This is a genomic window from Allobosea sp. TWI1241 (assembly GCF_039673065.1).
Classification (GTDB): Bacteria; Pseudomonadota; Alphaproteobacteria; order Rhizobiales; family Beijerinckiaceae; genus Allobosea.
Window position 1 is genome coordinate 259,095 of record NZ_JBDJKW010000003.1, and the last position, 13,037, is coordinate 272,131.

At 69.3% G+C, this 13,037-nt stretch carries 12 protein-coding genes; 3 read left to right on the forward strand and 9 right to left on the reverse strand.

Annotated elements, in window-relative coordinates:
* Positions 1 to 31 precede the first annotated feature (31 nt).
* From phnK to phnG, 5 genes are read right to left on the reverse strand one after another with little or no spacing between them, the layout of a single operon-like run.
* A complete protein-coding gene (phnK, locus tag ABE438_RS06435; RefSeq protein WP_346501711.1) occupies positions 32 to 838 on the reverse strand; it encodes a phosphonate C-P lyase system protein PhnK in 807 nt (268 codons plus the stop codon).
* A complete protein-coding gene (locus ABE438_RS06440) occupies positions 835 to 1,785 on the reverse strand; it encodes an alpha-D-ribose 1-methylphosphonate 5-phosphate C-P-lyase PhnJ (RefSeq protein WP_346501712.1) in 951 nt (316 codons plus the stop codon). Before ABE438_RS06440 ends, phnK begins: the two co-directional genes overlap by 4 nt.
* Complete coding sequence (locus ABE438_RS06445; RefSeq protein WP_346501713.1) at positions 1,782 to 2,942, reverse strand: carbon-phosphorus lyase complex subunit; 1,161 nt, start codon at positions 2,940 to 2,942, stop codon at positions 1,782 to 1,784. The genes ABE438_RS06440 and ABE438_RS06445 overlap by 4 nt, the downstream gene beginning before the upstream one ends.
* A gap of 3 nt (positions 2,943 to 2,945) precedes the next feature.
* Positions 2,946 to 3,542: a phosphonate C-P lyase system protein PhnH gene (gene phnH, locus ABE438_RS06450; protein ID WP_346501714.1), complete on the reverse strand. Its 597-nt coding sequence runs from the start codon at positions 3,540 to 3,542 to the stop codon at positions 2,946 to 2,948.
* A 2-nt stretch (positions 3,543 to 3,544) separates the two neighbouring features.
* Positions 3,545 to 3,997 carry a phosphonate C-P lyase system protein PhnG gene (gene phnG / locus ABE438_RS06455; protein ID WP_346501715.1) on the reverse strand — a complete coding sequence of 151 codons (453 nt, stop codon included), beginning with the start codon at positions 3,995 to 3,997 and terminating at the stop codon, positions 3,545 to 3,547.
* 77 nt (positions 3,998 to 4,074) lie between these two features.
* Here phnG and phnF point away from each other — a divergent pair, with 77 nt between their 5' ends.
* A complete protein-coding gene (phnF, locus tag ABE438_RS06460; protein ID WP_346501716.1) occupies positions 4,075 to 4,818 on the forward strand; it encodes a phosphonate metabolism transcriptional regulator PhnF in 744 nt (247 codons plus the stop codon).
* A 12-nt stretch (positions 4,819 to 4,830) separates the two neighbouring features.
* On the opposite strand, the gene phnE (ABE438_RS06465) is transcribed toward phnF, so the two are convergent.
* From phnE (ABE438_RS06465) to phnC, 4 genes are all read right to left on the reverse strand, one after another.
* A complete protein-coding gene (gene phnE / locus ABE438_RS06465; protein ID WP_346501717.1) occupies positions 4,831 to 5,685 on the reverse strand; it encodes a phosphonate ABC transporter, permease protein PhnE in 855 nt (284 codons plus the stop codon).
* Positions 5,682 to 6,563, reverse strand: coding sequence for a phosphonate ABC transporter, permease protein PhnE (gene phnE / locus ABE438_RS06470; RefSeq protein WP_346501718.1), 882 nt, complete (start codon positions 6,561 to 6,563; stop codon positions 5,682 to 5,684). The genes phnE (ABE438_RS06465) and phnE (ABE438_RS06470) overlap by 4 nt, the downstream gene beginning before the upstream one ends.
* A gap of 163 nt (positions 6,564 to 6,726) precedes the next feature.
* A complete protein-coding gene (gene phnD, locus ABE438_RS06475) occupies positions 6,727 to 7,641 on the reverse strand; it encodes a phosphonate ABC transporter substrate-binding protein (protein ID WP_346501719.1) in 915 nt (304 codons plus the stop codon).
* 67 nt (positions 7,642 to 7,708) lie between these two features.
* Positions 7,709 to 8,527 carry a phosphonate ABC transporter ATP-binding protein gene (gene phnC, locus ABE438_RS06480; protein ID WP_346501720.1) on the reverse strand — a complete coding sequence of 273 codons (819 nt, stop codon included), beginning with the start codon at positions 8,525 to 8,527 and terminating at the stop codon, positions 7,709 to 7,711.
* A 329-nt stretch (positions 8,528 to 8,856) separates the two neighbouring features.
* Here phnC and ABE438_RS06485 point away from each other — a divergent pair, with 329 nt between their 5' ends.
* A complete protein-coding gene (locus tag ABE438_RS06485; RefSeq protein WP_346501721.1) occupies positions 8,857 to 9,960 on the forward strand; it encodes an efflux RND transporter periplasmic adaptor subunit in 1,104 nt (367 codons plus the stop codon).
* Positions 9,957 to 13,034, forward strand: coding sequence for an efflux RND transporter permease subunit (locus ABE438_RS06490; RefSeq protein ID WP_346501722.1), 3,078 nt, complete (start codon positions 9,957 to 9,959; stop codon positions 13,032 to 13,034). Before ABE438_RS06485 ends, ABE438_RS06490 begins: the two co-directional genes overlap by 4 nt.
* Positions 13,035 to 13,037 lie beyond the last annotated feature (3 nt).

Consider the following 13,037-nt stretch of genomic DNA (forward strand, 5'->3'; position numbering starts at 1 on the left):
GCGCGAAGCCCCGGAATGACGAGAGGACATCTCAGACACTGAGCACCGCCGAGGTCAGCAATTGCGTGTAGGCGTGCTGCGGATCGTCGAGCACCTGGTCGGTCAGGCCCTGCTCGACGACATGGCCATCCTTCATCACCATCAGCCGGTCGGTCAGCAGGCGCGCCACGGCGAGGTCGTGCGTGACGATCACCGCCGCCAAGCCGAGATCGCGCACCAGCACGCGCAGCAGGTCGAGCAGGCGCGCCTGCACCGAGACGTCGAGCCCGCCGGTGGGCTCGTCCATGAAGACGAGGCGCGGCTGCGAGACCAGCACGCGGGCGATCTGCAGGCGCTGCTGCATGCCGCCGGAGAACTGCCGCGGCCGGTCGTCGATGCGCGCCGCGGCGATCTCGACCCGCTGCAGCCAGTCGAGCGCGCTCTCGCGGATGCGGCCGTAATGGCGGGCGCCATTGTCCATCAGCCGCTCGCCGACATTGCCGCCGGCCGAGACGTCCATGCGCAACCCGTCGCGCGGGTTCTGGTGGACGATGCCCCATTGCGTGCGCATCAGCCGGCGCCGGTCCTGCTCGGCCAGCGCGTAGATGTCGAGCGGCGCCCCCTGCCCATGGAACAGCACCTGCCCCGCATCGGGACGGTCGATGCCGGCGAGGCAGCGAAGCAGGGTCGACTTGCCGGATCCCGATTCGCCGACGATGCCCAGCACCTCGCCCGGCCAGAGGTCGAAGGAGACGCCAGCGCAGCCGATGCGCTCGCCATAGAAGCGCGAGATCCCCGCGACGGAGAGGATCGGGTAGGGATCGAGGCCGGTCTCGGGCGGCGCGACGTGGAGGGTCATGGCGTCTCTCCGGTAGCGGCGGAGCCGGTCACCAGCCCGCTCGCCGTGGCCTCCGCCAGCATCGCGCCGCGATGGCCGTTCGCCCGGCGCGTCTCGCAATGATGGCTGTCGGAACAGACGAACATCCGCCCGCCGCGATCGTCGATCACCACCTCGTCGAGGTAGGAGTCGCTCGCGCCGCACAGGCCGCAGGGCTGGTCCCAGCTCTGGATACGGAAGGGGTGGTCGTCGAAGTCGAGGCTGCGCACGCTGGTGTGCGGCGGCACCGCATAGATCCGCTTCTCGCGCCCGGCGCCGAACAATTGCAGCGCCGGCGACATCTGCATTTTGGGATTGTCGAATTTCGGGATCGGCGACGGCGCCATCACATAGCGGCCGTTGACCATGACGGGATAGTCGTAGGTCGTCGTCACCTCGCCGAAGCGCGCGATCGCCTCGTAGAGCTTGACCTGCATCAGCCCGTACTCTGCCCAGGCGTGGATCTTGCGGGTCTCGGCCTCGCGCGGTTCCAGCCTGCGCAGCGGTTCCGGCGTCGGGACCTGGTAGACCATGATCTGGCCGGGCTGCAGCGGCGCCTCCGGGATGCGGTGGCGGGTCTGGATGATCGTCGCCTCATGGGTCGCCTCGGTGGTGCGCGCCGCGGCGGTGTGTTCGAAGAAGCGCCGGATCGAGACCGCGTTGGTGGTGTCGTCGGCACCCTGGTCGATCACCTTGAGCCTGTCGGCCGGGCCGATCAGCGCGGCGGTGATCTGGATGCCGCCAGTGCCCCAGCCGCGGGCCAGCGGCATCTCGCGCGAGCCGAACGGCACCTGGTAGCCCGGCACCGCCACAGCCTTGAGCAGCGCGCGGCGGATCATCCGCTTGGTCTGCTCGTCGAGATAGGCGTAGTTGTAAGCCGGCTTCGTATCGTCGATGCCGAGGCCGGACGGAGTCTGGTGCATGGTCATTGCGCGGCCTCCGGCTGCGTCTGCGCCCCGGCGTCGGGCCGTGCGTCGCGCTCCTTGCGGATGCGCCGGATCAGTTCGAGCTCGCCCTGAAAATCGACGTAATGCGGCAGCTTCAGATGCTCGACGAAGCCCGCCGCCTCGACATTGTCCGAATGGTAGAGGACGAACTCGTCCTGCTGCGCCGGATACTCCGCCGCCTCGCCGAACTCGGGCGCCTTCAGCGCCCGGTCGACCAGCGACATCGACATCGCCTTGCGCTCGGCATGGCCGAAGGCGAGCCCGTAACCGCGGGTGAACTGCGGCGGCACCTCCTTCGACCCGGCGAACTGGTTGACCATCTGGCACTCGGTCACGGTGATGTCGCCGAGATCGACCGCGAAGCCGAGTTCCTCCGGCACGAATTCGACCGCGACCTCGCCGACCCGGATCTCGCCGACGAAGGGGTGGCTGCCGCCGAAGCCGCGCTGCACCGAATAGCCGAGCCCGAGCAGGAAGCCCTCGTCGCCGCGCGCCATCGCCTGCAGCCTGACATCGCGCCCCGCCGGGAAGGCGACCGGCTCGCGGGTGAGGTCGAAGGGCGCCGGATCGCCCACGGGCGGGGCCTCCTCCTCCATCAGCCCTTCCGCCCCGAGAATGTCGGGCACGCGCGGCATATGCGCGTCGAGCGACGCAGCGGCGGACCGCGCCGTGTCCTCTCCCTCGCCCCGCTCGTGGTGGGGCGGGTTGGGGTGGGCAGCAGTGCCGTCGCGCTGCTCCATGAGCGCGAAATCGAAGAGCCGGTGGGTATAGTCGTAGGTCGGTCCCAGCACCTGGCCGCCCGGAAGATCCTTGTAGGTCGCCGAGACGCGGCGGCGGATCGCCATGGCGGCGGTGTCGAGCGGCTGCGACGAGCCGAAGCGCGGCAGCGTGGTGCGATAGGCGCGCATGAGGAAAGCCGCCTCGATCGCGTCGCCCTGGGCCTGCTTCAGTGCCAGGGCCGCGAGGTCGGCGTCGTAGAGCGAGCCCTCGTTCATCACCCGGGCGCAGGCGAGCCCCATCTGCTCTCGCAACTGCGCCACCGTGACTTCCGGCACGGAGGCGTCGCCGCGCCGCGCCTCGGCGACCAGTTCGTGGCTGGCGAGGATGGCGGCCTCGCCGCCTTTCACCGCGACATACATCGGCTAGACCTCCCGGACCTGCGTGGAGCGCGGCAGGCCGAGCGCCCACGTGCCATGGACGAGCAGCATGTCGACCCCGAGCGGGTAGAGCGCCGCATTGGCCGCGACCTCGCCCCAGAAGCCCGGCCGCAGGCCCGCCGGAGCGACGCTGCGGCTGCCGGGTATTCCCGGCCCTTCGAGCAGGACGGCGGGGCCGCCCGCGAAGCCGGCGCAGGGCACGATCAGTGTCGCCGCGCGGTCGGGGAACTGGTCCTCGCCGGGATGGAAGGCGGCGAGCGCCGGCGCCTCGGCCCCGGCGAGGACAGCGAACAGGGCGCGATGCGGCTCCGCCACCAGGGGCGCGGCGCAGTGGAAGCGCAGCCAAGCCCCGGCCGGCCCGTCGCGCAGTCCCTGCGGCAGCCAGAGCGGCGTCTCATAGTCGGCGAGTGTCAGCAGCACGGTCGCGGCGGCGGCCGGCAGGCCGGGCGGCGGCGCGACCGTGCTGTCGAGATCCTGCACCAGACCCGGCTCGGCCATGGCGGCGAGCACGGCCCGGAACGCGGCTTGCGACTGGAGGATCGGATCGGCGAAGCCGGCGCCCAACGCGATATCGGCCTGCATGCTCAGCCTCCCCTGACCAGGGTGAAGAAGTCGACGCGGCTCGCCGCCGCCTTGCGCGAGGCGAGCTCGCGGGCGGCGCGCTGCGCCTCGGCCAGCGCCTCGATCCCGCGCCCGAGCGGGCCGGCTGCGCCCTCGCGTTGCAGCAGCGCCTCGGCGACCGCCGCCAGCCGCGCCTTGCGGCCATCGCGCCCCAGCGCATAGGAGAAGCCCATCGTGCCGCAGGCGAGCCGGATCACGCAGCGCGTCACGGTCGCCTCGCCGAGATTGAAGCGCCGGCCGGCGCCGCCCGCCCGGCCCTCGACCATCACCGTTCCCGTCTCGGCCGGCTTCAGCACCTCGTGCGCCGGCAGCGGGCCGGCCGCGCCGAGCAGCACCTCGATCTCCGCGCGGGAGGCGCGTGCCAGCACCGCCAGCCGCCTGCGCCGTGCCTGCGTCTCGTCCATACCGGTCCGCATCTCTCGCCAAGCCCTAATGTCTAGACTATGCTAAGCCCGTCACGCAGAAAGGTCTATACATTTTGAATGACGCTTCGATGACGGGCGAGCTGGAGGCTGCGCCGGCCGACGGCACGGTCTGGCGCCGCATCGCCGACGAGATCGCCGGTGCGATCGACCGCGGCGACTATGCCGCCGGCGACCTGCTGCCCGCCTCGGTGGCGCTGGCAGAGCGCTATGGCGTGCACCGGCACACCGTCCGCCAGGCCTTCCGCCATCTCGCCGAGCAGGGGCTGGTCTCGGTCTCGCGCGGGCGCGGCACGCAGGTCATCGCCCGGCGCTTCCCTTACCGGCTCGGCCGGCGCGTCAGCCTGCGCACCAATTTCGGCGCCGCCGGCATCCCGGCCTCGGGACAGGTGATCGACGCTGCCGTCGTGGCGGGCGACGCCGCCGCCTGCGAGCGCCTGTCCCTGCCGACCGGCAGCCCGCTCTGGCGCATCCGCAGCGTCAGCCTCGCCGACGGCCTGCCGGTCGGCACCGGCGTGCACCAGCTCTGCGCCACGCGCTTTCCCGGCTTCGACCGCTTGCTGGCGGAGGCCGGCGCCTCGCTCACCGCCGCCCTCAAGGCCTGCGGCATTCCCGATTACGTCCGGCTGCAGACCCGGCTCGGCGCCAGGCTCGCCGATGCGCGCGAGGCGGATCTGCTGAAGATCGCGCCGGGCGCGGCAGTGCTGACCTCGGACGCGGTCGACGCCCTGCCCGATCTCTCGCCGATCCACCTGATCGACAGCGTCTTCGCCGGCGAGCGCATGGAGATGCTGGTCGAGCCCTTCGCCGAGTGAGACGCAGCCGGCTCAGCCGCCGCGCTGGCCGATGATCGCGAAGCGCAGCCGCGTCGAGAGGAAATCGATGGTCGAGACAGCCGCGAGGATCAGCAGGATCAGGAAGGAGACCTGCTGCCATTCCAGCGTGCGGATCGTCTCGGCGAGGTAGAGGCCGATGCCGCCGGCCCCGACGATGCCGATGATCGTCGAGGAGCGCGTATTCGACTCGATGAAGTAGAGCACCTGGCTCGCCAGAACCGGCAGCACCTGCGGGATCAGCCCGAAGCGGATCGCGTGCAGCCGGCCGCCGCCGACCGAGGTGACGCCCTGCACCGGCTTGCGGTCGGAGGCCTCGATCGCCTCGGAGAACAGCTTGCCGAAGGCACCGAGATCGGCGGTCATGATCGCCAGCATGCCGGCGAAGGGGCCGAGCCCGACGACGTTCACCCAGATCAGCGCCCAGATCAGCGCATCGACGCCGCGCAGGGTGTCGAGCGAGCGGCGGGCCAGCATGTGCACGATCCGGTTGGCGACGACGTTGCGCGCCGCCAGGAAGCCGAGCGGAAAGGCGAGGATCGCCGCCATCACCGTGCCGAGGAAGGCGATGGCGATGGTCTCGAACAGCGCCTTGACGAAGATCATCGCGCGGGCGAGCGAGCCGGGATCGGGCGGCAGCATCAGCACGACGAAGCGGCCGAGATTGCCGAAGCCGGAGAGCACCCGCCAGAGCGAGACCTCGAGCGAGGCGACGCCATAGGCGAAGAGGCCCGCCAGCGCGGCGATCACCGCGAGCGTCGCCGCCCTGCGCCCGGGCGAGCCGCGCAGCACCGCGCCGTGGCGGGCGACCAACGCCGCGCGGTCCGTGTCGGAGAGCACCAGAGTCATCGGCCCTGCTCCATGCCGAGCAGCGCATGGCGCAGCCGCTCGGTGCCGTAGTCGATCAGCATGACCGTCACGATGATCATCAGCAGGATCGCGCTGACGTCGGTGAAGTAGAATTTCCGGATCGCCTCGATCAGGTCCTGGCCGATGCCGCCGGCACCGACGAAGCCCATGATCGCCGCGCCGCGCACATTGATCTCGAAGCGCAGCAGCCCGTAGCTGGCGAAGTTCGAGAGCACCTGCGGCACCACCGCGAAGCGGATGGTCTGCCACCAGCCGGCGCCGGTGGCGCCCACGCCATCGACCGGCTTCATGTCGATGTTCTCGACCACCTCGGAGAACAGCTTGCCGGTGGCGCCCATGGTGTGGATCGCGATGGCGAGCACTCCGGGCAGCGGCCCGAGCCCGAAGGCGATCACGAAGATCAGCGCGAAGACGATCTCCGGCACGGTGCGGCAGAATTCGAGGAAGCGGCGCGCCAGGAAGCGCCCGGTCGCCGAGCGCCCGAGATTGGCCGCCGCCACGAAGCAGAGCGCGAAGCCGCCGAGCACGCCGAGCACCGTGCCGACATAGGCGATCAGCAGCGTCTGCCAGAGCAGCCTGAGCCAGCCTCTGAGATTCCAGAACCATTCGGCGAGATCGGCGCCGAGCGTCGCCCAGCGCAGCCGCGGCAGGATCTCGTAGAGATAGTTGGGAAAGCGCCAGACATTGGCGGCGAAGCGTGGCAGGTCGACCTCGGCGCCGATCGCGGACAGCCAGACGCAGGCCAGGAAGAGGCCGGCGCCGAGCAGGGTCCGGCGCAGCCGTGCCGCCGCCGCCCGCCGGTAGAGCGCGGCATGGGCGGCGATGGCCGGATCGGCGCGATCGATCGCGAGTGTCATGACAATGTCCGTCGCCGAAAGAGGAGGCGGCTAGAGCGGGCCGCAGCCGTCATGCTCGGCCTTGTGGCGAGCATCCACGTCTTGAACACCGCGCGCGATCAGCGAAGCGAAGACGTGGATGGTCGGGACAGGCCCGACCATGACGGGCTGCGACTGAAATGGCTTACGAGGACTTCTTCTTGCGCAGTTCGTCGACGAACTTGTTGAGCTCGATGATCGGGTCGTAGGCCTTGTTGTCGACCGCGACGAGCGGGCCCTGCTTGCCTTCGTAGATCTTGTCGAAGGCGGCTTTGTCCTTCGTGGTAATGTTGAGGACGGCGTCGCGGATCGCGGTCTTCAGCTGCTCCGGCATGTCGGAGAGATAGGCCATCGGCGAGTTCACGATCTGCTCGGACTTGAAGATGATCCGGAAGTCCTCGGCCTTGGCCATGTTCTTGCGGGCCATGCGCTGCAGGTTGGATTCCTGCTCGTCGTTCCACCAGTTGGCGACCATGTCGACGGTGCCCTGCTGGAGCGCGATGATCGCGTTCTCATGGCTGCCGGTATAGACGACCTTGCCGAAGAAGCTCTCGGGCTCGATCTTCATCTGGTTCAGCGCGAAGCGCGGCACGTTGTTGCCCGAGGTCGAGTTGGGATCGACCAGGCCGAGATTCTTGCCCTTCAGGTCCTCGACCTTTTGATAGGGCGAGTCCTTCTTCACGTAGAAGACCGAATGATAGCCCTTGGTGCCGTCGAGATTGGTCTCGATCGCGAAGGCGTCGATCTTGGCGCCGGTCATGCGGGCGCGGGCGAAGGAGGACGGGCCGTAGGAGGCGATGTGGATGTTGCCCGCCCGCTGGCCCTCGATGATCGCCGCATAGTCGTTGGCGATGCGCAGCGTCACCTTGGTGCCGAGTTCCTTGGCGAGATAGTTGACGAAGGGGGTGTAGCGCTCGGTCACGCCGGAGGCATTCTCGGCCGGGATGATCGCGAAGACGATCTCGGGATACTTGGCCTTCCAGTCGTGGGCCAAGGCCGGGGCGGCGAGCGCGCCGGCGAAGCCGGCAGCGAGCATGAGGGTATGGCGACGGGTCAGCATGGGGTGCTCCTGTGGTCCTGTCGAAGATGGTTCGGTCGGCGTCTCGCCCGCGGTCGCGCGGATCCGCTCAGGCGACGCTCTGCCTGGCGCGCCTCGCTTCCGAGGTCGCGATCTCGTCCAGCGCCTCCAGCGCGTCGGCGCCGGCGTCCCTGGCCTCGATTCCGTAGAGATCGGCCGCCACCGCCTTGGTCAGCGCGTGCGGCGGGCCGTCGAACACCACCTTGCCGCCGGCCATGCCGATCAGCCGGTCGCAGTATTTCGACGCGATATCGAGATGGTGCAGGTTGCTGATCACGGTGATGCCGTCCTCGCGGTTGATGCGGAACAGCGCGTCCATCACGACCTGGGTGTTGCGCGGGTCGAGCGAGGCGATCGGCTCGTCGGCGAGGATGATCGCCGGCTCCTGGACCAGGGCGCGCGCGATGGCGACGCGCTGCTGCTGCCCGCCCGACAGGGTCTCGGCGCGCTGGGCCAGCAGGTGCCCCATGTCGAGACGTTCCAGTGCCGCTATGGCGCGGATCTTGTCGTCCTGCGAGAAGCTCCTGACCAGTGTCAGCGCCGCCGCGCGGTGGTTCAGCCGGCCGAGCAGGACATTGGTCAGCACGTCGAGGCGCCCGACCAGGTTGAACTGCTGGAAGATCATCGCCGTGTCGCGGCGCCAGCCGCGCAGCGCCGCCCCCTTCAGCGCCGTGACCTCGCGCGCGCCGCTGAAGATGCGGCCCTCGCTCGGCTCGCTCAGCCGGTTGAGCATGCGCAGCAGCGTCGACTTGCCGGCGCCCGAGCGGCCGATCACCCCGACCATCTCGCCGCGCGGAATCGACAGGCTGACGCCATCGACGGCCACATTACCGCCGAACCGCTTGGTCAAACCTTCGATCCGCAGCATGCCGGCTCTCCCGTCGTGACGGCGGGAGCGGTAGCGGCCGCAGATGACAGCCCGGTGACGCGGCGTCGGCAGCGGCGGCGCCGAGGCGGATCACCGGATCGTGATCGCCTTACGTAAGGCCCGCGCCAGGCCGGTGCCAGGCCGGTGCCGGCCCCATCCGCCCGGCGCGGGACCGCATCCGGCCGGCCCGGCATCGGCTTTGCTTGTCGCGGCGAGGTCCGTTGGCGTACCGGGGATGCCGCTACGGCCCTCCTTCCGCCCACAAGCTCGCTTATCAAATCGTACCGCCCAGTCTAAATCAGGTCCGACCTACCGGAGCGTCCCGCCTCATGAAGCGTTTTCTTCTCCTCATCCTGATCGCTGGACTGGCGGCCGGCGGGTATTACGGCTTCAGGTACCAGACCAAGGCCTCCCAGCAGCAGGCCCAGGCGCCGGGCGGTGCCGCCCGCGCCCCGGCCGTGCCGGTCGAGGTCGGCAGCATCGAGGTCGCCAGCGTCGACGAGGAGGTCGAGGCGCTCGGCACCCTCGCCGCCGACGAGTCGGTGGTGATCGCGCCCGAGATCGCCGGCCGCGTCACCGCACTCGGCTTCAAGGAGGGCGACCGGGTCAAGAAGGACCAGCCGCTGGTCATGCTCGACACCGCCATCCTCGACGCCGAGCTGGCGCAGGCCAAGGCGGACGTCTCGCTCGCCCGCGACACCTATGAGCGCAACACCTCGCTGGTGAAGCGCGGCGCCGGCACGCAGGTGGCGCTGGAGCAGGCCACCGCCCAGCTCGCCTCGCAGGAGGCGCGGCTGCAGCTCGCCCAGGCCAAGCTCGCCTTCGCCACCATCAAGGCGCCGTTCAACGGCGTGGTCGGCCTGCGCTCGGTCGGCGTCGGCGATTTCGTCTCGGTCGGCAAGCCGCTGATCACCCTGACCAATATCGACCCGATCAAGGTCGATTTCCGCGTGCCGGAGATCTTCCTGACCCGGGTGCGCACCGGCCAGCAGATCCAGCTGCGCGTCGACGCCATCCCCGACCGGCCCTTCACCGGCACGGTCTTCGCCATCGACCCGGTGGTCGACGTCAACGGCCGCGCCGTCCGCCTGCGCGCCACCGTTCCCAATGGCGACCTCGTGCTGAGGCCCGGCCTGTTCGCCCGCGTCACCGTGGTGGTCGACCAGCGCCACGAGGCGCTGCTGGTGCCCGAGACCGCAGTCGTGCCCGACGGCATGAGCAAGGTCGTCTTCGTGGTCGAGGACGGCAAGGCCAGGCGCGTCCAGGTCGAGCTCGGCAAGCGGCTTCCCGGCAAGGTCGAGGTGGTCAAGGGCCTGAAGCCCGGCATGCAGATCGTCACCGCCGGCCAGATGCGCCTGCGCGACGGCTCCACCGTCTCGATCAAGGAGAAGACCGTCGTGCAGACCAGCGCGCTGCCGGGCGCCGTGCGATGAGCCTGTTCGAGCTCTTCATCCGCAGGCCGGTCCTCTCGACCGTCCTCAGCCTGCTCGTCATCCTGGTCGGCTTCGTCTCCTATACGCGCCTGACGGTGCGCGAATATCCCAATATCGACGAGCCGATCGTCTCGGTGCAGACCTCCTATCGCGGCGCCAGCGCCGAGATCATCGAGACCCAGGTCACCCAGATCCTCGAGAACTCCATCGCCGGCATCGAGGGCATCGAGATCATCACTTCGACCAGCCGGCAGGAGCGCAGCCAGATCTCGGTGCGCTTCCGCCCGGACGTCGACCCCGACGTCGCCGCCTCCGACGTGCGCGACCGCGTCAGCCGCGTGCGCGGCCGCCTGCCCGACGAGATCGACGAGCCGATCATCGCCAAGGTCGAGGCCGACGCGCAGCCGATCATGTATCTGTCGCTGACCAGCTCGCGGCACTCGCCGCTGGAGCTGACCGACTTCGCCGACCGCTTCATCGCCGACCGCGTCCAGAACATCACCGGCGTCGCCGAGGTCCGCATCCTCGGCCAGCGCCAATACGCCATGCGCATCTGGCTCGACCGCGCCCGCATGGCCGCCTACCAGATCACGGTGCAGGAGATCGAGGCGGCGCTGCGCGCCCAGAACGTCGAGATCCCCTCCGGCCGCATCGAGAGCAACGACCGCGAATTCACCGTCCTCTCGCAGACCAGCCTCAACACGCCCGAGCAGTTCGAGCAGGTCACGGTCAAGGACGTCAACGGCTTCCCGGTGAAGATGCGCGACGTCGCCCGCGTCGAGCTCGGCGCCCGCGAGGAGCGCAACGCCGCCTGGTTCCGCGGCGCGCCCTCGGTCACCATCGGCATCGTCAAGCAGGCCGTCGCCAACCCGCTCGACGTCTCCTCCGGCGTGCAGCAGGCCCTGCCCGGCATCCGCGAGGACCTGCCCGACGGCATGTCGATCGCCACCTCCTACGACACCTCGATCTTCATCGATCGCTCGATCAAGGCGGTCTACACCACCATCGCCGAGGCGATCGTGCTGGTGGTGCTGATCATCTTCGTCTTCCTGCGTTCCTTCCGCGCCACGCTGATCCCGCTCGTCACCATCCCCGTCTCGCTGATCGGCGCCTTCGCGCTGATGTATGCGATGGGCTTCACGGTCAACACGCTGACCCTGCTCTCCATGGTGCTGGCGATCGGCCTGGTGGTCGACGACGCCATCGTCGTGCTGGAGAACATCCACCGCCATATCGAGGAGGGGATGGCGCCGACCCAGGCCGCGATCAAGGGCATCAACGAGATCGCCTTCGCGGTCGTGGCGATGACGCTGACGCTGGTCGCGGTCTACGCGCCGATGGCCTTCTCGACCGGGCGCACCGGCAAGCTCTTCATCGAGTTCGCCCTGACGCTCGCCGGCGCCGTGCTGGTCTCGGGCTTCGTCGCGCTGACGCTGACGCCGATGATGTGCGCCAAGCTGCTGCGCCACGACAAGAAGCACAACTGGCTCTACAACGCGCTGGAGCGCTTCTTCGACGCGCTCGCCTCCGGCTATCGCCGCTCGCTGCGCTTCGCGCTCTCGGTGCGGCCGCTGGTCGTGCTGATCGCGCTCGCCGTCGCCGGCAGCTCCTATGTGTTCTTCACCGGGCTGCGCTCCGAGCTCGCCCCGGTCGAGGATCGCGGCACGATCACCGCGATCGGCGTGGCGCCCGAGGGCGCGACCATGAGCTTCACCGCCGACTATGCCCGGCGCGTCGAGGATTATTTCAGCAAGATTCCCGAGGTCGAGACCTATCTGGTCATCGTCGGCTTCCCGGACGTGACGCGCGCCATCGCCTTCGCCCGCCTGAAGCCCTGGGAGCAGCGCCACCGCAAGCAGCAGCAGCTGGTCGCCGACATCAACAAGGACCTGTCCCAGATCCCCGGCATCCGCCTGTTCGCCACCAACCCGCCCTCGCTCGGCCAGGGCGGCGCCAACAGCAAGCCGGTGGAGTTCGTGCTGCGCTCCTCTGAATCCTATGCCGAGATCAAGCAGAACGTCGACCGGCTGATCGCCGAGGTGCAGGGCAATCCCGCCCTGACCAATATCGAGACCAACCTCATCCTCGACAAGCCGCAGATCAAGGTCTCGATCGACCGCCAGCGCGCCGCCGATCTCGGCGTCGGCGTCGACGTGATCGGCCGCACCATGGAGACCCTGCTCGGCGGCCGCCAGGTCACCCGCTTCAACATGAACGGGGAGCAGTACGACGTGATGCTGCAGGTGGCGGGGCAGGACCGCAACACGCCGCAGGCGCTGCAATCCATCTACCTGATGGGCCGCGGTGGCACGGTGGTGCAGCTCTCCAGCCTGGTGCACGTCGAGGAGAACGTCGCGCCCAAGGAGCTGATCCGCTTCAACCAGATGCGCTCGGCGACGATCACCGCGGTGCCCGGCCCCGGCTATTCGCTGGGCGACGCGCTCAACGTCCTGGAACAGGCCGCGGCCCGCGTCCTGCCGGCGAGCTACCAGGTCGACTATTCCGGCCAGAGCCGCGAGTTCAAGCAGTCCGGTTCCTCGATCCTGCTGGTCTTCCTGCTGGCGCTGGGCTTCATCTATCTGGTGCTCTCGGCCCAGTTCGAGAGCTTCGTCGACCCGATCGTGATCATGGTCTCGGTGCCGCTCTCGCTGACGGGCGCGCTCGCGGCGCTGTATTTCACCGGCGGCACGCTCAACGTCTACAGCCAGATCGGCCTGATCACGCTGGTCGGCCTGATCACCAAGCACGGCATCCTGATCCTGGAGTTCACCAACCAGCTCCGCGAGGAGGGCCGCGAGATGATCGACGCGCTGGTCGATGCCGCGGAGCTGCGCCTGCGGCCGATCCTGATGACCACCGGCGCCATGGTGCTGGGCGCCGTCCCGCTGGCGCTGGCCAGCGGCGCCGGCGCCGAGAGCCGCTCGCAGATCGGCTGGGTCATAGTCGGCGGCATGACCTTCGGCACGCTGCTCACGCTCTATGTCGTGCCGGTGGCCTACAGCTACCTCTCGCGCAGCCGGCAGGCCGCGCGCAGCGTTCCCGTCACGGACGCCCATCCGCAGCCGGCGGAATAGAGC

What these genes read in the sequence shown, in the direction of transcription:
- phnC (WP_346501720.1), bottom strand. Translation starts at nt 8,527, where the DNA reads ATGCTGCGGATCGAAGGTTTGACCAAGCGGTTCGGCGGTAATGTGGCC.
- phnG (WP_346501715.1), bottom strand. Translation starts at nt 3,997, where the DNA reads ATGCGGACCGGTATGGACGAGACGCAGGCACGGCGCAGGCGGCTGGCG.
- phnD (WP_346501719.1), bottom strand. Translation starts at nt 7,641, where the DNA reads ATGCTGACCCGTCGCCATACCCTCATGCTCGCTGCCGGCTTCGCCGGC.
- phnE (WP_346501717.1), bottom strand. Translation starts at nt 5,685, where the DNA reads ATGACTCTGGTGCTCTCCGACACGGACCGCGCGGCGTTGGTCGCCCGC.
- phnH (WP_346501714.1), bottom strand. Translation starts at nt 3,542, where the DNA reads ATGCAGGCCGATATCGCGTTGGGCGCCGGCTTCGCCGATCCGATCCTC.
- ABE438_RS06490 (WP_346501722.1), top strand. Translation starts at nt 9,957, where the DNA reads ATGAGCCTGTTCGAGCTCTTCATCCGCAGGCCGGTCCTCTCGACCGTC.
- phnK (WP_346501711.1), bottom strand. Translation starts at nt 838, where the DNA reads ATGACCCTCCACGTCGCGCCGCCCGAGACCGGCCTCGATCCCTACCCG.
- ABE438_RS06445 (WP_346501713.1), bottom strand. Translation starts at nt 2,942, where the DNA reads ATGTATGTCGCGGTGAAAGGCGGCGAGGCCGCCATCCTCGCCAGCCAC.
- phnE (WP_346501718.1), bottom strand. Translation starts at nt 6,563, where the DNA reads ATGACACTCGCGATCGATCGCGCCGATCCGGCCATCGCCGCCCATGCC.
- phnF (WP_346501716.1), top strand. Translation starts at nt 4,075, where the DNA reads ATGACGGGCGAGCTGGAGGCTGCGCCGGCCGACGGCACGGTCTGGCGC.
- ABE438_RS06485 (WP_346501721.1), top strand. Translation starts at nt 8,857, where the DNA reads ATGAAGCGTTTTCTTCTCCTCATCCTGATCGCTGGACTGGCGGCCGGC.
- ABE438_RS06440 (WP_346501712.1), bottom strand. Translation starts at nt 1,785, where the DNA reads ATGACCATGCACCAGACTCCGTCCGGCCTCGGCATCGACGATACGAAG.